The organism is Actibacterium sp. XHP0104 (assembly GCF_025751515.1).
Lineage (GTDB): Bacteria > Pseudomonadota > Alphaproteobacteria > Rhodobacterales > Rhodobacteraceae > Actibacterium_D.
The window spans coordinates 203,679-221,816 of sequence record NZ_JAOWLE010000005.1 but is presented as its reverse complement, the minus strand read 5'-3'; the positions used below and the strand labels follow the sequence as shown (position 1 = coordinate 221,816).

Sequence of the window (18,138 nt, the reverse complement as noted above, 5' to 3'; positions counted from 1 at the left end):
CCGGGTGTCGATCGCGGCAAGGCTGTTCAGCGCGGTGTGCGGATCAGCGAGCCCGCCCCGTGTTCGGTGAAAAGTTCCAGCAAACAGGCATTGGGCGCACGGCCGTCCAGAATGACCACGGCGCGCACGCCGCCCTCGATCGCCTCAAGCGCGGTCTCGGTTTTCGGGATCATGCCGCCGGCAACCGTGCCGTCGTCGATCATGCCGCGGATCTGCTCGGGCGTCAGTTCGGTCACGACCTCGCCGCTGGCATCCTTGACGCCGGGCACGTCGGTCAAGAGCAGCAGCCGGTCGGCCTTGAGCGCAGCAGCCACGGCCCCGGCGGCGGTATCGCCGTTGACGTTGTAGGTTTCGCCATTGCGGCCCGCGCCCAGGGGCGCCACGACCGGGATCATCTCGGCCGCGTGCAGCTGGCGGATCACCTCGGGGTTCATTTCCACCGGCGTGCCGACAAAGCCCAAATCGGGGTTGGTCTGCTCGCAGATCATCAGATTGGCATCTTTGCCCGACAGGCCGACGCCCTTGCCGCCCTGGCGATTGATGGCCTGAACGATGCGTTTGTTCACCAGCCCCGATAGCACCATTTCAACAACTTTGACGGTAGCTTCGTCGGTGACGCGCTTGCCCTTGACGAATTCCGACTTGATCTCAAGCTTGTCGAGCATCTCGTTGATCATCGGGCCGCCGCCATGGACGATCACCGGGTTCACGCCGACCTGCTGCATCAGAACGATGTCGCGGGCAAAGGTATCCATCGACTCGTCATCGCCCATCGCATGGCCGCCGAACTTGATGACGACGGTGGCCTGATCATAGCGCTGCAAATAGGGCAGGGCCTGGGAAAGGGTGCGGGCGGTGGCGATCCAGTCGCGGTTCATGGCGGTCTGCTTTTTCATGATTTGTCCTCGGCGGTTTGCAGCAAGGATAGGGGATTATTCAAGCGTGGCAATGATCGCGCGCAGGGTCGCGATGCCATCGCCTTTTTCCGAGCTGGTCACCACCAGTTCGGGATAGGCGGCGGGGTGTTTCGACAGGGCGCCGCGCACCTGTTCCAGCACCTTTTCGCGGTCGTTGGCCTTGACCTTGTCGGCCTTGGTCAGCACCACCTGAAAGGTCACGGCCGATTGATCCAGCAGGGTCAGGATCTCGTCATCGACCTTTTTGATGCCGTGGCGCGCGTCGATCAGCACAAAGGCCCGGCGCAGCGTCTGACGCCCCGACAGATAGGCCTTGAGCAGGCGCTGCCACTTTTCGACGATCTTGACCGGCGCTTCGGCATAGCCATAGCCGGGCAGGTCGACCAGGTAGGGGCCGCCCAGCGTGGTGAAAAAGTTGATTTCCTGCGTGCGGCCCGGCGTGTTCGACGCGCGCGCCAGCCCCTTGCGGCCGGTCAGCGCGTTGATCAGGCTGGATTTGCCCACGTTCGAGCGGCCGGCGAAACACACCTCTAGCCGGTCGGGGGCGGGCAGGCCGTCCATCGCGACCACGCCTTTCAGGAAATCGGTCTCACCCGCGAACAGCTTGCGGCCTTTTTCGGCGGTGAACTCATCAGGTTCGGACGCAACAGGAAAGGGGAGCTGCATCACAGCCCCCCCCCGTTCGTCGATCCTGCCAGCAACAGGATCATTTCTTTTCCGCCTTACGCTTGCGCAGCCCGGCGGTCATGTTGCCCAGCAGGTCTGGCTTGTGCCCGTGGCTGCGCATGATCGTGTACTGCTGGATGAAGGTGATGGTGTTGTTGGTGATCCAGTACAGCACCAGGCCCGAGGCGAAATTGCCCAGCATGAACATGAACACCCAAGGCATCCAGGCAAAGATCATCTTTTGCACGGGGTCGGTCGGTGTCGGGTTCAGCTTTTGCTGCAACCACATCGACAGACCCAGCAGGATCGGCAGGATGCCCAGCGAGATGAACGCAAGCATCGATTCCGGCGCCGGCGGGGTAAAGGGCAGCAGGCCGAACAGGTTCAGGATCGACGACGGATCGGGGGTCGACAGGTCGCGGATCCAGCCCAGCCAGGGCGCCTGATACAGTTCGATCGTGACAAAGATCACCTTGTAGAGCGAGAAGAAGATCGGGATCTGCAGCAGGATCGGCAGACAGCCCGAAGCGGGGTTCACCTTTTCCTTCTTGTAGAGTGCCATCATCTCTTGCTGCATTTTCATGCGGTCGTCGCCGGTGCGCTCTTTGATCTTCTCCATCTCGGGCTGCAGTTCCTTCATCTTGGCCATCGAGACGTAGGATTTGTAGGCCAGCGGGAACAGGATCGCCTTAATGAAGATGGTCAGCGCGATGATCGCCCAACCCATGTTGCCGATCACGCCATTGAGGAAATGCAGAACCTTGAAGATCGGTTTGGTGAGGAAGAAGAACATGCCCCAGTCGATCGAATCGACGAAATTGACGATGCCCAGGTCTTCTTCGTAACCGTTGATCTCTTCCCATTCCTTGGCGCCGGCAAACAGCAGCGTCTCGACCGAGGCGGTCGCGCCGGGGGCCACGTCCATGACGGGCATCCGGGCTTCGACCTGGTAGATCTCGGCCGAGGCCACGTATTTCGCGACCGAGGTAAAGGGCTGCCCCGGCTTGGTGACCAGCGTGGTCATCCAATACTTGTCGGTAAAGCCGATCCAGCCATTCTCGGTGATGTCGGCCACTTCGGCGCGCGCGCCTTCACGTTCGACATAGTCCAGATCGGCCATGTCCTTATAGGAAATCTCTTCCAGCGTGTTGTCATTCTGACGCACGACGCCCTCGTGCAGGATAAAGAATTTCTTGCTGTCGGGCTCGCCGTGGCGGGCGATCAGGCCATAGGGCGCCATGCGCACGGGCGTCTCACCAGTGTTTTCAACCGACTGCGCCATGGTGAACATATAGCCGTCATCAACCGAGATCGTGCGGCGGAAGATCAGGCCCTTGCCGTTATCCCAGCTCAGCGTAACAGGGGTGGCTTCGGTCAGCTTGTCGTTGCCTTCGACCACCCATTCCGTCAGCGGGCCGGGTACATCGGCGATGTCCAGCGTGCCGCCCGGCGCCCAGCCGTAAAGCGCGTAATAGGGATGTTCGGTGCCCACGGGGGACAGCAGGCCGATATTGGCCGAATCCGGCTCCAGCGTTTCGCGGTAATCCTTCAGAACCAGCTGGTCGATCCGGCCGCCCGCCAGCGAGATCGAACCCTTAAGCCGGGTCGTGTCGATCATCAGGCGCGGGGCCGCGGCCGCCACGGGGGCGGGGGCCTGGGTGGTGACGGCGCTGGGCGCGGCGGCCAGGGCCGGCGGCAGCGCCGCAACACCATCGGTGCTGACGGCAGCGTTTTCGATCGGCGCCGGGGCCTGCTCTTCCGGCGGGAAGAAGATGAACCATACGAGGATCACCACAAAGCTGAGCACCGAAGCCAGGATTAGGTTCTTGTTCTGATCGTCCATGAGGGCCGCCATCCGTCCTTTTGAAGGTGATGGTGGTTCAACAGAAGCCCGCCCGGAAGGTCAAGCGATTTTCCCTGTTTTTCCTGTAAAACTTCTATCCTCGCTGTTGCCCCAGATGGGCGGCGTGGTCCAGTTTTTCGTGGTGCCGGTTCATCCAGGCGATGGTTTCCTCGAACGGCATTGGCCGGGCGATGCCATAGCCCTGGACATGGCCACAGCCCAGCTGTGCCAGAACGGCGTGTTCGCCGGGCGTTTCCACGCCCTCGGCCAGCGTGTCCAGACCCAGGCGTTCGGCCATGGTCAGGATGGCCGAGACCATGTTCTGCTGGTCGGGGTCGCGGTCGACGCGGGTGACAAAAGACCGGTCGATCTTTAGCCGGCGCACCGCGAACCGCCGGATCGAGGCGATCGAGGCGTTGCCGGTGCCAAAGTCATCGATATCGATGCCACAGCCCAGATCGGCCAGCGCGGCGATGTTGCGCACGATCATGTCGTCATCGGCATCGGCCGCAACGGTTTCCAGGATCTCGACCGTCAGCCGGTCGGGCGAAAGCGAGAACCGATCAAGTTCCCACCGGATTTTTTCGACCAGGTCGGGGTTGCGCAACTCGTCGCCCGAAAAGTTCACACCCACGCAGGGCACGTTCAACCCGGCCCGGTCCCACGACCGGATCGCGGTCAGCGATTGCGTCAGCATGCTGTCGGTCAGTCGGGCCGACAGGCCGGTCTCGATCAGCGCAGTCAGAAACTCGGCCGGCGGGATGATACCCTTTTTCGGATGCACCCATCTGGCCAGGGCCTCAAAACCCGAGACACGGCCGGTATCGGTACAAAGCTGGGGCTGAAACCACGGTTTGATCTGCCTTTCGGCCAGGGCGCGGTCCAGTTCTCCGCGCAGATCGTGGCGGCGGATGATGCTGCGCTGCATCTCTGCGGAAAACGATCGGATCGCGCCCGCGCCATGGGATCGGGCCTCGGCCATGGCGGTTTCGGCGGCCGAGATCAGCGCCGTCCCCCCGGCATCGGGGCTGCGCTCGGCAGGGCAGAATCCGACGACGCCCGACAGGTAGATCGTGGTGCCATCAATGCTGACCGGTTCGCGCAGCGCATCCAGAATACGGCCCGAGATCTGCAACAGCGTTTCCAGGTCGGCGCGCCGCATCGGGGCCAGCGCGATCACGAAATGGCCCCGCGCATCGCGGGCGACCAGATCGTCGCCGCGCAGCGTGGCACGGATACGATCGACCACGCGGTCCGAGGCGGTGCCGACGGCGCGGTTCCCCAGCCGGGCGCGCAATTCGCCCAGGCCGTCAGGGGCGATCGCCATCGCGGCGGGGTGTTTGTCGGTGCCGTGCTGATCCAGCAGCCAGGCGTCAAGCGCGGCGGTCAGCGTGGCGCGGTCGGTCAGGCCGGTGCCCGCCTCGGCCGCGCGGGGCGCCGCGGGGCCGGACAGCGACAACAGCAGCGGCAACGCCAGCGTCGTCAGGATCAGCGCCGCCTCGCCCCCCATCCAATAGGCCGCCAACGAGGCCGCGGGCACAAAGGCCAGCGCCTGAGGCCGCGCCATCAGATGAGCCATCAACGCCCTTGCATCCCGCCACCGAACCGCCATGCGCATTTCACCTCTCCCGGTTGGGCCCGATGGGCCAGCGGGGCAAGCCTATGGCAAGGGGTAAACGGGCCGGTTAACGCAGCAGGGGAATGTCTTGCGGATTTTCCTCAAATTCGACCGAACTACGCTCAAGCCCCTGAAAGTCAAACAGTTTTGGGTCAAGCATATGGCTGGGTCGAATGTTCATCAGCGACCTGAACATCACCTGGCGGCGGCCGGGGCTGTTCTTTTCCCACTGGTCCAGGATCTGTTTCACCTGCTGGCGTTGCAGCCCGTCCTGGCTGCCGCACAGGTCGCAGGGGATGATCGGATAGTTCATCGCGCGGGCGAATTTCTCGCAGTCTTCCTCGGCCACATGGGCAAGGGGGCGATAGACAAAGAGATCACCCTCTTCGTTGACCAGCTTGGGCGGCATCGTGGCCAGACGCCCGCCGTGGAAGAGGTTCATGAAAAAGGTTTCAAGAATGTCATCGCGGTGATGGCCCAGAACCACCGCCGAACAGCCCTCTTCGCGCGCGATGCGATAAAGATTGCCGCGGCGCAGGCGCGAGCACAGCGCGCAGAAGGTGCGGCCCTGGGGCACTTTGTCCATCACCAGCGAATAGGTGTCCTGATATTCGATCCGGTGCGGCACGCCCATCTTTTCAAGGAACTCGGGCAGAACCGTCGCCGGAAACCCCGGCTGCCCCTGATCGAGGTTGCAGGCCAAGAGATCGACCGGCAGCAGCCCGCGCCATTTCAGCTCATACAAGGCGGCCAGCAGGGTATAGCTGTCCTTTCCGCCCGACAGGCAGACCAGCCAGCGCGCGCCGCGCTCGATCATGCCGTATTGTTCGATCGCCTCGCGGGTATAGCGCACGATGCGCTTGCGCAGCTTTTTGAACTCGGTGGTCGAGGGCGCGCCGTGGAACAGCGGATGGATATCGTCAAGATCATCTAACATGGCGCGCGTGTACTGGGCTTGCCCGAGTCGGGCAAGGGCATGGGCGTTGGCGCGCGCCGGAAAACCCGCTAGCGTCGCGGCAGGAGGGCCGGGATGGCGCAGTTGCTGATCGTTTACCATTCGCGCACCGGGGGCAGCGCACAGATGGCGCAGGCCGCGGCCGAGGGCGCGCGGGGTGAGGTGGAAACCGTTTTGCTGGCCGCCGATCAGGCCACGCCCGACGACCTGCTGCGCGCCGATGGCTATATATTTGTCGCCCCCGAGAACCTGGCCACGCTGTCGGGCGCGATGAAGGAATTCTTTGACCGTTGCTTTTACCCGGTTCTGGGTCGGATCGAGGGGCGCCCCTATGCCCAGATGATCTGTGCCGGCACCGACGGGCAGGGCGCGGCGCGGCAACTGGCGCGCATCGCCACCGGCTGGCGCCTGCGCGAAGTGCAGCCGGCGATGATCGTCTGCACCCATGCCCAAACGCCCGAGGCTATCCTGGCGCCCAAAGCCATCCCCGATGATACGCTGGATGACTGCCGGGCGCTGGGCCAGGCGATCGGGGCGGGCGTGGCGATGGGAATTTTCTAAGGATCAGTCGCGCGGCTTGCGGTCGGGCACCGGGTCATAGCCGGAACTGCCCAAGGGGTGACAGCGGCCGATGCGGCGCAGGGCCAGCCAGCTGCCCTTGATCGCGCCGTGTTTTTCCAGCGCCTCCAGCGCATAGGCGCTGCACGTGGGCTGATATCGGCAGCCATGGCCGACCCAGGGCGAAAATATCAGGCGATAGGCCCGAACGGGCAGGGCGGCGATATGGGCAAGCGGGGTCATTGGCCGGCTCCGTGGATCTTTTTCAGGGCAAAGCGCAGATCGCTTTGCAGATCCATATAAGACCGTTCCGCCGTCGCCCCGGCGCGACCGATCAGCACATAATCCCAACCGGGCTTGCCCTCATGCACCAGAACCTCGCGCGCCAGCGCCCGCAGGCGGCGCTTGGCCCGGTTGCGGGCCACGGCATTGCCGACTTTCTTGGAACAGGTGAACCCGACGCGGATGCCGGTCCCAGCCTCACCCTCGGCCCGTTTGCGGGCCTGCAACACGAACCCCTTCACCGCCTGACGGCGGGCGCGGGCGGCGTTTAGAAAATCGGATCGTTGGGTGAGAACCTGCAGACATGACGAAACCGCCGGGGGCGTTTCAGCGGCGCCCGGGTTCGGGTTGGCCACATTTGCCTCCGGCGGTGTCATGTCTTTGTCCTTTTGCCTTGCGGCAAGGATTATGCGCTGAGCGACTTCCGGCCCCGTGCGCGACGTGCGTTCAGGATCTTGCGGCCGGCCTTGGTGGCCATGCGCGCGCGGAAGCCGTGGCGGCGCTTGCGAACAAGGTTGCTCGGTTGATAGGTGCGTTTCATCGCGTAGGCTCCGTCAAGTCAGGCCCAAACCCGGAATGGATTCGAAGGCCGTTGGTGTTCGAAGCCCGTCCTTTAGGGGGTTGGTGGGCGGCTGTCAATTCGCCTCCCCCCGGTTTTCTGCAACATTTTCGGCGAATGGGCGTCTTTCGCCGGGGCAAATGTTACGAACCCCCCGCAATACCCCCTGTTTCGGGCCGAAATGCTTCACCACACATCAACCGCGCGTGAGGGGGCTGTCGCATTTCATCGCTGCACAGCATGTTGAAGGCAACCAAGAACAGGATGCCCGATGACACCCGAGCGAACCGCCCCAAAATCAGCCCTGGCCCGGCGACTGCCCCTGATCATCATCGCCGCTGTTGCGCTGGTGGGGGCGTTTACCCTGCGCGAGCATCTGTCGTTCGACGCCCTGGCCGAGAATCGCGAGGCCCTGATCGCGCTGCGCGATCAGCATTACCTGCTGGCGGTGCTGGGCTTTGTGGCGATCTATGTGGTGATCGTGGCTTTTTCGCTGCCCGGAGCCACCATCGCCACGCTGACGGGCGGTTTCCTGTTCGGCGTCTTTCCGGGCGCTTTGTTCAACATCACCGCCGCGACCATCGGCGCGACGCTGATTTTTCTGGCGGTGCGCTGGGGCTTGGGCGAACGGCTGGTCGCCAGGATGGATGCCAGCCAGGGCCGCATTCACCAGATTCGCGAGGCCATCCGCGAGAACGAGCTGTCGATGCTGTTCCTGATCCGCCTTGTGCCGGCGGTGCCGTTCTTTGTCGCCAACATCCTGCCGGCGCTGGTCGGCGTGTCGCCGCTGCGGTTCATCGTCACCACGTTCCTGGGCATCATTCCGGGCGGCGTGGTCTACACTTGGGTCGGCGCAGGGCTGGGCGAGGTTTTCGCTCGCGGCGAAACCCCGAACCTGGGCATCATATTTGAACCCCATATTCTGGGGCCGATCCTGGGCCTTTGCGCGCTGGCGGCGCTGCCCATCGTCATCAAGGCCATTCGCGGAGGCAAATCATGAACCGGATCGAAACCGACCTTTGCGTGATCGGCGCCGGTTCCGGCGGGTTGTCGCTGGCGGCGGGCGCGGTGCAGATGGGCGCGCGCGTGGTGCTGGTCGAGGGCCACAAGATGGGCGGCGATTGCCTGAACTATGGCTGTGTGCCCTCCAAGGCGCTGATCGCCGCCGGAGCGCGGGCGCAGGCGATGCGGGGCGACGCTTTTGGCGTGACCGGGGCCGAACCGCAGATCGACTATGCCGCCGCCAAGGATCATGTCGCGCAGGTGATCGCCACGATAGAACCGCATGACAGCCAGGAAAGGTTCGAGGGCCTGGGCGTGCAGGTCATCCGTGAATTCGGGGCGTTCATCTCGGAAACCCAATTGCAGGCCGGTGATCATGTGATCGAGGCGCGGCGGTTCGTCATCGCAACCGGGTCATCGCCTTTCGTGCCGCCGATTCCCGGCTTGGCGGATGTGCCCTATCTGACCAATGAAACCCTGTTCGATCTGCGCGAGAGGCCCGATCACCTGATCATCATCGGTGGCGGCCCCATCGGCATGGAAATGGCCCAGGCCCATGTGCGGCTGGGCTGCAAGGTCACGGTGATCGAGGGCGACCGGGCGCTGAACCGCGATGACCCGGAAATGGCCGAAATCGTGCTGACCCGTCTGCGGGCCGAGGGCGTGCAGATCATCGAGGGCGCGCAGGCCGCGCAGATCACCGGTCAGGCCGGGGCGATTAGTGTCGAAACCTCGGACGGGCAGCGCATTGGCGGCACCCATATGCTGGTCGCGGTCGGGCGCAAACCCAATATCGACCGGCTGAACCTTGCGGCGGCAGGTGTGAAAACCACCCGCGCGGGCGTCGAGGTCGATGCCGGGTTGCGCACCGCCAACCGGCGCATCTATGCCATCGGTGATGTGGCGGGCGGAATGCAGTTCACCCATGTGGCGGGCTATCACGCCGGGCTGGTGATCCGGCCCATCCTGCTGGGCCTGCCCGCCAAGGCGCGCGCCGATCACATTCCGCGCGTCACCTATACCGACCCCGAACTGGCGCAGATCGGCCTGACCGAGGCCGAGGCCCGCGCCGCCCATGGCGATGCGCTGACCGTCGCGCGGTTCGATTTCGCGGGCAACGACCGCGCGATCGCGGGCGGCAAGACCGACGGGCTGATCAAGGTGATGGTGGTCAAGGGCCGCCCCGTCGGCGTGTCGATCGCCGGTGCGGGGGCGGGTGAGTTGATCGGCGTCTGGGCCTTGGCCGTGGCAAATCGCATGAAAATGGGGGCCATCGCCGCCATGGTCGCGCCCTATCCGACGATCGCAGAGGTTAACAAGCGCGCAGCGGGTGCCTATTTCTCTCCGAAACTATTTGATAATCCTATGCTAAAGCGGGTTGTGCGCGCGGTGCAGGCGGTTCTGCCCTGACGACCCACGGGTGAAACGATGGCTCTGAACACATTATCAGGTCGCTTCCTGCTGCTGACGGTTGCCTTCGTCATGCTGGCCGAAGTGCTGATCTTTGTGCCCTCGATCGCCCGGTTCCGCGAAGATTACCTGCTGTCGCATCTCGAACGCGCGCAGATCGCATCACTGGCGACACTGGCCACCGAAGACATGATCGACGACGACCTTGAGGCCGAGCTGCTGACCAATGCCGGGGTCTATAACGTGGTGCTGCGCCGCGACCAGTCGCGGCAATTGGTGCTGTCCTCGCCCATCCCCGGCCCGATCGCCACCAGCTATGACCTGCGCGATCCATCGGCCTGGGTGCTGATGCGCGATGCGCTGGTGCGGCTGGTCGATACCCAGGATCGGGTGATCCGCGTGATCGGCGAGCCGGTGCAGCAGGCCGGTCTGCTGATCGAGGTCACCATGTCCACCGCGCCGCTGCGCATGGCGATGATCGACTATGGCCTGCGCATCCTGGCCCTGTCGGCGGTGATCTCGGTGATCACGGCCTTTCTGCTGTTCCTGGCGGTGCGGCGCATCTTGGTGGTTCCGATCCGCAATGTGGTGCAGGCGATGCAAGCCTATGCCGACGCCCCCGAGGATGCCCGGCGCATCATCACGCCTTCGTCGCGGGTGGTCGAACTGCGCGAGGCCGAGGCCGCCCTGCAAACCATGGAAACCCAGCTGACCGGCGCGTTGAAGCAAAAACAGCGCCTAGCGCAGCTGGGCGGTGCCGTCGCCAAGATCAGCCACGATCTGCGCAACATCCTGACTACGGCCCAGCTGTTCGCCGACCGGATGGAGGGCAGCGAAGACCCCGCCGTCAAGCGCGCCGCGCCGAAACTGGTAGGCTCGATCAGCCGGGCGGTGAACCTGTGCGAAACCACGCTGGCCTTTGGCAAGGCCGAGGAACCCGCCCCGCGCCTCGACCGGGTGCCGCTGGCCGCCATCATCAATGACGTGGTCGATAGCGAACGCCTAGCCGCGGGCGAGCACGACATCAGCTTTGCCGAGGACGTGCCCGCCGGGCTGGTGCTGCGCGCCGATGGCGAACAGCTGTTCCGCGTGCTGTCCAACCTGATCCGCAACGCGCGCCAGGCCATCGTCGCCAGCGGCAAGACCGGAGAGATCGGCATTCGCGCCGACGAAACCGATCATGAATGGCAGATCAACATCACCGATACCGGCCCCGGCCTGCCGCCCAAGGCGCGCGAGCACCTGTTCCAGCCCTTCCAGGGCGGCATCCGCAAGGGCGGCACCGGGCTGGGGCTGGCGATCTCGGCCGAACTGATCCGCGGCCATGGCGGGCGGCTGGAACTGGTCAGCAGCAATGATGCGGGAACGCACTTTCTGATCCGCCTGCCGAAGGGCGTCGAAATAATTTCCGACGCGGCCCAATAAGTTGCCCTTACCCCCTTGCAATGCCCGGCGCGCGCGTCTAAATCACGCCTCCACGGACTGGTAGCTCAGTTGGATAGAGTACTTGACTACGAATCAAGGGGTCGGGGGTTCGAATCCTCCCCAGTCCGCCACTTCCCCCTTTAGTGGAACGTCAGACGAACCTGACCCACGTGTCATAACGTGACCCAATCCCCGTTTTTGCCCGTGTGGCCTGTTGCGTTGATCTGCTACGTGGCGAACGCAGGAGGGAGCGAGGTAATGCTATTCGACAGGGGCGTTTGGCTCGTCCAAACCCCTCTGGCCCACGAAACAAAAGCGGCAGGGTCAAAGACTCCGCTACAATTTCCTAGGGTCTGGACACATTGAGTTTCAAAGCCAGTAGATGACGATGGCCGCGAGAGCGATAGCTGACAGGAAGACTTTGGGCACCTGTCGTAACGGGTCGCCAATCCTTGAGCCTGCCGAACATGATCTCGATCCGGTTGTGCCGTTTGTATCAGCCAGAAAAGATCACGCATGTTCACCGCTCGGCTTTCGAGTCGTGAATCATGCCGATCCCAGATAATCAATGGGTCTTGACCCTAATCTGACAATGCCATCGCGGTCATTCATTGATTTGAGTTCTGAGATTTCGCCTCGCATAGTCTCGACAATTAATAAACAGCGACTCTACTAGCTCTTTGGTGATATCCAATTGTTCCAACGCATCATTAGGGCCTAACAAAAATGCACCATCCTTGTGGCTGACTGAATTGCGTAGCCGGCGCGATGCATTCCAGCGACTAGCGGTAGCAGTATCGATCAAACCTGCTTCAGAAGCCCACTTCTGGAGATCAGCGTATCTCTTCCTGTTGAGGCTGCTGCATGGTTCAGCTTCTTTGACAGCCTCGCGGAACGCGCTCTCACCGAAGCGGAAAAGCTCCTCTATTCCAAGCGTGAAGAGTGGATAGTAATAGCATCCGTAGACCATACTGGCCTGAGCACGATCAAACATCTCAACTAAAAACGGCGGCAGATCAACCTCAAGGGATACGTCTAAAACCATTTTGACCCAGTCGTCAGTTGAATGGGAATAAGGGCCGATACCGTGGACGCTCCAGCAATCTAGGCGAGTGTCTCGTTCGAGGTGATTTTCTAATGTCAGTTTGGTCAAATACGCTTTCCTAATATTGATTTAAATTCAAATGGTTGATCATTTAATCCCTAAGGTACAGATTCGAGACACATCATCAAATTATATACTTATATGAACGCCTGAATGATGCACCCTAACGCCACAATTTCCTAGGGTCTGGACACATTGAGTTTCAAAGCCAGTAGATGACGATGGCCGCGAGAGCGATAACTGATTTGTCGGTGATGTGTTCTTGCCCATCGCCCTTCGCGCCATAAGGCAGAAAGCTGTTGCCGTCAGGGATTGTTGTGTTTCCAGGTCGGGCTTCAACGATGTTCGGACCAGTCTCCTCCGGCACCGGAGTTGAAATACTGTTGTCGGTCGGATCGCCGGGAATGGGGGAGCCAGTGTTGTTCGGCAAGCCGAGGTCTTCAATTGGGTAGGTTTCAAGCCATTGCTCGATCCGTTCCGGAGTGAAGCCCGGCAGTTGCCCCAAACGGCGCTCGCCTTCCGAAAGTTCCGGGAAAACCTCGACCCAGCCTTGCGCCAGCTCGCCTTCCTGAAGCCGTAAATCTCCGCGTGCGTACGCTTCGCCAACGGCTTCAATGAAATCCTGTAAAGCGCGCTGTTTTGCGGGGCTGCCACCCGCACCCGTGTCAAGAATCGTTCCAGGGTTCAGCAACTCGTAAAGCGCCGCTGCCTCGGCTCCGATGCGCGCGAATTCGGGATTCTTGGGCAGGACTGGATAGACGCCGGTGCTTATCCCTTCCTGGACGAGGGCATACCCGACCCTGACCAGAATCCTTTTCTGGGGTCTGCATGTCGCATTGATTGGCCGCACCTCATTTCAAGGAGTGCTTACCTTCATTTTGCCGACGCCACGGCGATACATCCACTACCCGGAGCCTATGGAAACCTACGTTCTAGTTAGCGCTTGGTCAGGGTTTCTGTCACCAGCCGCGCTAATCGGACTTTTGTGTTTGCGGCTGTGGTCGATCACGGCAAACGCCTTGCTAGATAGACGTAGTCTCTAAACGCGGTCATAGGCGCAGGCGCAGCTGTCAGTTGCTTCCCGGCATCAAGGCGCCTTGTATCGCAGGAACAACAACTTTAAGGTGTGTTTTCGGGGTCGGGTTGGAGTGAATGATGACACTGGTTGAGGCGGTAAAGACGTGTTTGCGGAAGTACATTGTGTTTTCAGGACGAGCATCTAGGGCAGAGTTTTGGAAATTCGTGCTTGGCATCTTTTTGGTTTCGATCATCGCGTCGATTGCGAATGTCATGGTTTTTGGACCAGTAATTGAAGCCAAGTTTGTCGTTGTAACAACTTCTCAAGGCACAACACAGGGTCTGCAGAACACGGTAAAATACGGTCCCGGCCCATTTTCAACATTTATTCAACTCGCGGTTTTTCTTCCATTCCTCGCTGCAGCGAACAGGCGTCTGCATGACATCGGGCGCCCTGGTTGGCATCTGGCGTTGTGTTGGGGTGTGGCTATATTGTTGGTGGTAATAACTGTGCTGGCGTTCCAGGTGGATGTTCCGGTATCTGAACAGGTGCGGACCGCAGTGCCCTCTCTTGGCGAAACCGTGTCCGTGCCCCAACCGCCGACGGCCTTGCTCTTTGTGTCGTTGATTTCGATGTTCGCCAGCTTGATTCTCAGCATCGTTTGGCTCGCACGGCGTGGGCGACCCGAGGCCAACCAGTATGGCCCCGCCCTGTCGTCGCCCAGGTCATAGGGTTGCTGCAACCGGGCAGCCTGATCAGCGCATGATCTGCCATTAACTATTTGCAGAAACTGGCTTTGCCCCTAGCATTGCCCTCGTAACGATTGGCCGCCCTTGCCGTGAAACGGGGCGCGGAAACGGGGGATGGTGCCATGAAAAACCTAAAGCTGGGACGCCCCGGAGGCACATCGCCCGCAGCTTGGTTTCTTGGCCCCAAGGCCGAGAATCATGATGCCCTGACCCATTTGGTGACCCGCGCCGTGGCCTCGCATGCCGAGGCGCGGCGGCGCTATATGCCGAATGATCCCGAATTTGTCAGCGCCGAAGAACGCGCCGCCAAGCCGCACCAGCAGACGCTTGCCCTGTTGGGGGATCGGCTGAATGACATGCTGCGCGCGCTGAACGGGTCTCTGCCGCTGGCCAGCTATCGCAACCAGTCGCATATGTATTGGGATATCACGCTGCCCGGATCGGTCGGCTATTTCGCCGCGATGCTGTATAACCAGAACAACGTCGCGACCGAGGCCTCGCCGGTCACCACCCATCTGGAAATCGAGGTGGGCGAGGATCTGTGCCGGATGCTGGGGTTCGAAATCCCCACGTCTGATGCCCGCGCGACCGGCGCCATTGCGCCCTGGGGGCATATCACTTGCGACGGCTCGATCGCCAATGGCGAGGCCATGTGGGCCGCGCGCAACCTGACCTATCTGCCCGTGGCCGTCGCCGCCGCCATTCGCGCCGAAGAACGCCTGTCGGATGCCCGCAACCTGACCGTTCAAACCACCGACGGCACCCGCGCCCGGCTGTTGGAACTGGACACCTGGCAGCTGCTGAACCTGCCCGTCGACCAGGCGATCGGCCTGACCCGGCGCATGGTGTCCACCACCGGTGTGACTTCGGCCGATATCGAGGCGACGCTGCCGAAATACGCGCTGCAAAATATCGGCATCCTCGATTTCTACCGCCGCCACCTGTCTGAGATGCCCAACGGGTCGCCCGTGGTTATGGTGCCCGCCACCGCGCATTATTCCTGGCCCAAGACCGCCGCCATGATCGGTATCGGGGCCAGCGCCGTCTGGCCGATCGCGCTGGATGCCGACGGGCGCATGGATACCGTCGCCCTGCGCCGCGCGCTGGATCGCTGCCTGGCCGAAAAGCGGCCCGTTCTGCAGGTCGTCGCCGTTGTCGGCAGCACCGAGGAAAGCGCCGTCGACCCGCTGGCCGAGATCGCCGATATCCGAGACGAATACCGCCAGATGGGCCTTGAATTCGCCCTGCATGTCGATGGCGCCTGGGGCGGTTATTTCGCCGCGATGCTGCGCGAGGCCCCGCCGCCCCAGCCGGGCGACGAATTCCGCGCGCCCAATGCGTTCGACCGGATGCCCGACCAGCAGCTCAGCGATTACGTCCGCCGCCAGATCGCCGCCTATCCGCGTGCCGACAGCATCACCCTCGACCCGCATAAATCGGGGTTCATCCCCTATCCGGCGGGCGGGTTGTGCTATCGCAACGGCGATATGCGCGACCTGATTTCCTATACCGCCGACGTGGTGTTCCATGGCGGCACCGAACCCACCGTGGGCGTCTATGGCATCGAAGGCTCGAAACCCGGCGCGGCGGCGGCGGGGGTCTACCTGTCGCACAGCATGATCCCCACCGATCGTTCGGGTTATGGCCGGCTGCTAGGGCGCTGCATCTTCAACAACAAACGTTTTCACGCCGCGCTGGTGGCGATGCCCGATGCGGGTGACATCTTTACGGTGACGCCGTTCAAGCCGCTGCCAGTTGAGCGCGCCGGTGGCACGCCGTCCGAGATTGCCGCGCAGATCGACTATATCCGGCGCGAGATCGTCGATCTGGACAATGACGCGCTGATCGAGAAATTCACGCTGGATGAAAAGGTGCGGGCGATCTTCAAGGAACTGGGCGGCGATCTGTCGATCCTGAACTATGCGTTCAATTTCCGCACCATCGACGGGCCGAACCGCGACATGGCCCTGATGAACGAAATGAACGACGCCATGTTCCACATGATGAGCGTGCAGACCTATCACGCCGGTCGCCCGCCCGAGGTCGAGATGTTCGTCACCGCCTCGGCCTTTGCGCCTCAGGCCTATGGCCAGGATTTCGTATCGGCCTATGCCCGCCGCTGTGGCGTTGACCCCACGCCGGGCGACAGCCTGCGGTTCCTGATCTCGACCACGCAAAACCCCTGGCTGACCGCCACCAGCGAGGGCAGTTTCGTGCCCACCCTGATGCGCATCCTGCGCCGCACCGCCACCCGCGCGGCCCAACAGGTCATGCAGCGCCACGGCCTGACCCCGCCGCAATAGCAACGAAAGGACGCGCCCCATGGTTACGATGGCCCCGCCCGAAGAGCACCCCGATGTCTGGAACTTTCCGCATCAGCACGCCTTTGTCATGGTTGGCGACAAGACGTTCTTTGGCGTGCACATGACGCAGTATCACTGCGAGGTGCACAAGTATCAGATCGTGCTCAAGCTAAAGCTGAAACCCAAGGACGCCGCCGCCCTGCGCAAGCTGCGCCGCGCCTATCCGTCCGACTGCTTTTTCCTGTGCAACCAGAAAAACGACGACAGTATCGGCCCGCAAAAGGAATTCTCGATCCCCGATCTGGCCTCGGGGCGGCGGACCGAGTTCTGGGCCGATATCTTTCAGGGCATCTATTGGCCGACCGAAGACCCGGGCGAGCATTTCTTTCCCTGGAGCCGCGACCGCGCCACCCCCGCCATCGAAAACGTGCTGGTCACGGTCGAGCGCGTGCAGATGTTCCGGCCGTTTTCGCATAACGCCACGCTGCCGCCCTATGCCACCTACTGGCTGTGGGGCGAGGGCAAAGAGGCCCACATGACCAACCTGCAACACGCGGCGCTGGCCTCCGACCCGTTCCAGCCCGCCGCCTACGGCCCCGATTACGACCATGTCATGAGCCTGTCTGAGGCCCCCGCCTGGCTGGACAAGCCGATGCTAGAGGCGGGCGTCATCGTCACCGTGCCGGCGGTGCGGCTGACTGATGCGGATACCGGCGCGCCGACCATTCCCTGCGATGTGCCGTTCCGAAATGGCGACAAGATCGAGGTCATGTATCGCGCCCTTGGCCCGGTGCGGCAGGTGACGGCGGGCCACAGCTTTATGCACTGCACCATCGTCTGCAACAGCCCCGCGGTTTTCCCCTGTGGCGAGACCTGTTGTCATATCAGCGAGATGCCCGAAGAATACCGCCACGGCCGCGAGGAGACCGCATGAGCGAGAATTACCAGCCCCAGTCGGGCAACCAGGACCTGTGGCACACGATCTTTGGCCCCGGTCACCCCGATCTGAACAAGCAGCACAGGTTCCACGCCCGCCTTCCGCGCGATCCGCGCTGCAAGCTGTGCTTTGCCCCGTTCGAGGGGCTGGGCGGTTTCTATCTGCGCTTCAAGGGCAAGGGCCGCTCAAACCGCAACCCCAATTTCTGCAATGCCTGTGACGGGTTTCTCGAGGCCTTTCCTGGCGGGGCCGAGGTCGAGATGTCGGTGATCTTTGTCGATATCCGCAATTCGACCCAGTTCGCCGAGGGCGCCGAACCCGCCGCCGTCAGCGGGCGCATCAACAGCTTTCTGGATGCGGTGACCGACACGATCGTGAAATCCGACGGGTTCATCCTGGCCTTTTACGGCGATTGCGTCGTGGCCGTCTGGCCGCCCGGTTTTTCCGGCCTTGATCACGCCGCCAAGGCGCAGACCGCCGCGCGCAGGCTGGTGCAGCAGGGCGCCGCGATCACCGGCGCCGATGGCAAGGCCATTCCCTTTGGCGTGGGCGTGCATACCGGCCCGATCTTCATCGGCACCGTGCAGGCGGCGCGCGGGCTTTTCCGCGACATCTCGATCTTTGGGCATGGGGTCAACCTGACCGCGCGCCTGGCCGGGGCCGCGCAGGCGGGCGAGGCGCTGTTGTCCGAGGCGGCCGTGCAGGCCGCGGGGCAGGGGCAGGATTTGCCCCGGCGCGCGCTGGAACTGAAAGGCATCACGGGCGAAACCACCGCCTACGCGCTGGGCTAG

General features: G+C 62.4%; 18 protein-coding genes, 1 tRNA gene and 1 pseudogene. 9 read left to right on the top strand and 11 right to left on the bottom strand.

Features of this window, described 5'->3' with window-relative positions; translation table 11 throughout:
• Positions 1 to 26 precede the first annotated feature (26 nt).
• The 5 genes from argB to ttcA all read right to left on the bottom strand — a co-directional run bounded on the left by argB (position 27) and on the right by ttcA (position 5,981).
• Positions 27 to 896 (bottom strand): acetylglutamate kinase, encoded by an 870-nt coding sequence (gene argB / locus OE856_RS10145; RefSeq protein WP_263715982.1) that lies wholly within the window; start codon positions 894 to 896, stop codon positions 27 to 29.
• 36 nt (positions 897 to 932) lie between these two features.
• Positions 933 to 1,583 carry a ribosome biogenesis GTP-binding protein YihA/YsxC gene (yihA, locus tag OE856_RS10140; protein ID WP_263715981.1) on the bottom strand — a complete coding sequence of 217 codons (651 nt, stop codon included), beginning with the start codon at positions 1,581 to 1,583 and terminating at the stop codon, positions 933 to 935.
• Between the two features lie 40 nt (positions 1,584 to 1,623).
• Entirely contained in the window at positions 1,624 to 3,426 is a 1,803-nt protein-coding gene (gene yidC, locus OE856_RS10135; RefSeq protein WP_263715980.1) for a membrane protein insertase YidC, read from the bottom strand.
• Between the two features lie 94 nt (positions 3,427 to 3,520).
• Positions 3,521 to 5,005: a putative bifunctional diguanylate cyclase/phosphodiesterase gene (locus tag OE856_RS10130; RefSeq protein ID WP_263715979.1), complete on the bottom strand. Its 1,485-nt coding sequence runs from the start codon at positions 5,003 to 5,005 to the stop codon at positions 3,521 to 3,523.
• A 106-nt stretch (positions 5,006 to 5,111) separates the two neighbouring features.
• A complete protein-coding gene (ttcA, locus tag OE856_RS10125; protein WP_263715978.1) occupies positions 5,112 to 5,981 on the bottom strand; it encodes a tRNA 2-thiocytidine(32) synthetase TtcA in 870 nt (289 codons plus the stop codon).
• 93 nt (positions 5,982 to 6,074) lie between these two features.
• On the opposite strand from ttcA, the gene OE856_RS10120 reads away from it, so the two are divergent.
• Complete coding sequence (locus tag OE856_RS10120; protein WP_263715977.1) at positions 6,075 to 6,560, top strand: flavodoxin family protein; 486 nt, start codon at positions 6,075 to 6,077, stop codon at positions 6,558 to 6,560.
• Positions 6,561 to 6,563: 3 nt separating this feature from the next.
• On the opposite strand, the gene yidD is transcribed toward OE856_RS10120, so the two are convergent.
• From yidD to rpmH, 3 genes are read right to left on the bottom strand one after another with little or no spacing between them, the layout of a single operon-like run.
• On the bottom strand, positions 6,564 to 6,800 hold the full coding sequence (gene yidD, locus OE856_RS10115) for a membrane protein insertion efficiency factor YidD (protein WP_263715976.1): 237 nt from the start codon (positions 6,798 to 6,800) through the stop codon (positions 6,564 to 6,566).
• Positions 6,797 to 7,216 carry a ribonuclease P protein component gene (gene rnpA / locus OE856_RS10110; RefSeq protein ID WP_263715975.1) on the bottom strand — a complete coding sequence of 140 codons (420 nt, stop codon included), beginning with the start codon at positions 7,214 to 7,216 and terminating at the stop codon, positions 6,797 to 6,799. The genes yidD and rnpA overlap by 4 nt, the downstream gene beginning before the upstream one ends.
• Positions 7,217 to 7,245: 29 nt before the next feature.
• Positions 7,246 to 7,380: a 50S ribosomal protein L34 gene (gene rpmH / locus OE856_RS10105; RefSeq protein WP_005980833.1), complete on the bottom strand. Its 135-nt coding sequence runs from the start codon at positions 7,378 to 7,380 to the stop codon at positions 7,246 to 7,248.
• A gap of 289 nt (positions 7,381 to 7,669) precedes the next feature.
• On the opposite strand from rpmH, the gene OE856_RS10100 reads away from it, so the two are divergent.
• The 4 genes from OE856_RS10100 (at position 7,670) to OE856_RS10085 (ending at position 11,366) form a co-directional block, all read left to right on the top strand.
• The gene (locus tag OE856_RS10100; RefSeq protein ID WP_263715969.1) at positions 7,670 to 8,398 is read left to right on the top strand and encodes a TVP38/TMEM64 family protein; all 729 of its coding nucleotides are present in this window, start codon (positions 7,670 to 7,672) and stop codon (positions 8,396 to 8,398) included.
• Positions 8,395 to 9,810 (top strand): dihydrolipoyl dehydrogenase family protein, encoded by a 1,416-nt coding sequence (locus OE856_RS10095; protein ID WP_263715968.1) that lies wholly within the window; start codon positions 8,395 to 8,397, stop codon positions 9,808 to 9,810. Before OE856_RS10100 ends, OE856_RS10095 begins: the two co-directional genes overlap by 4 nt.
• A gap of 18 nt (positions 9,811 to 9,828) precedes the next feature.
• Entirely contained in the window at positions 9,829 to 11,235 is a 1,407-nt protein-coding gene (locus OE856_RS10090; RefSeq protein WP_263715967.1) for a sensor histidine kinase, read from the top strand.
• Positions 11,236 to 11,289: 54 nt separating this feature from the next.
• Positions 11,290 to 11,366 (top strand) — tRNA-Arg (locus OE856_RS10085).
• A 238-nt stretch (positions 11,367 to 11,604) separates the two neighbouring features.
• Here the strand turns inward: OE856_RS10085 and OE856_RS10080 are convergent.
• The 3 genes and pseudogenes from OE856_RS10080 to OE856_RS10070 all read right to left on the bottom strand — a co-directional run.
• Positions 11,605 to 11,731: pseudogene (locus tag OE856_RS10080) on the bottom strand (IS5/IS1182 family transposase); the annotation flags it as partial.
• A gap of 108 nt (positions 11,732 to 11,839) precedes the next feature.
• A complete protein-coding gene (locus OE856_RS10075) occupies positions 11,840 to 12,388 on the bottom strand; it encodes a hypothetical protein (RefSeq protein WP_263715966.1) in 549 nt (182 codons plus the stop codon).
• Positions 12,389 to 12,542: 154 nt separating this feature from the next.
• Positions 12,543 to 13,190: a hypothetical protein gene (locus OE856_RS10070; RefSeq protein WP_263715965.1), complete on the bottom strand. Its 648-nt coding sequence runs from the start codon at positions 13,188 to 13,190 to the stop codon at positions 12,543 to 12,545.
• Between the two features lie 305 nt (positions 13,191 to 13,495).
• Here OE856_RS10070 and OE856_RS10065 point away from each other — a divergent pair, with 305 nt between their 5' ends.
• From OE856_RS10065 to OE856_RS10050, 4 genes are all read left to right on the top strand, one after another.
• Positions 13,496 to 14,089: a DUF805 domain-containing protein gene (locus tag OE856_RS10065; protein ID WP_263715964.1), complete on the top strand. Its 594-nt coding sequence runs from the start codon at positions 13,496 to 13,498 to the stop codon at positions 14,087 to 14,089.
• Positions 14,090 to 14,229: 140 nt separating this feature from the next.
• Positions 14,230 to 16,410, top strand: a complete 2,181-nt coding sequence (locus OE856_RS10060; RefSeq protein WP_263715963.1) for a pyridoxal phosphate-dependent decarboxylase family protein — start codon at positions 14,230 to 14,232, stop codon at positions 16,408 to 16,410.
• A gap of 19 nt (positions 16,411 to 16,429) precedes the next feature.
• On the top strand, positions 16,430 to 17,344 hold the full coding sequence (locus OE856_RS10055; RefSeq protein WP_263715962.1) for a hypothetical protein: 915 nt from the start codon (positions 16,430 to 16,432) through the stop codon (positions 17,342 to 17,344).
• Positions 17,341 to 18,138 (top strand): adenylate/guanylate cyclase domain-containing protein, encoded by a 798-nt coding sequence (locus OE856_RS10050; protein WP_263715961.1) that lies wholly within the window; start codon positions 17,341 to 17,343, stop codon positions 18,136 to 18,138. The genes OE856_RS10055 and OE856_RS10050 overlap by 4 nt, the downstream gene beginning before the upstream one ends.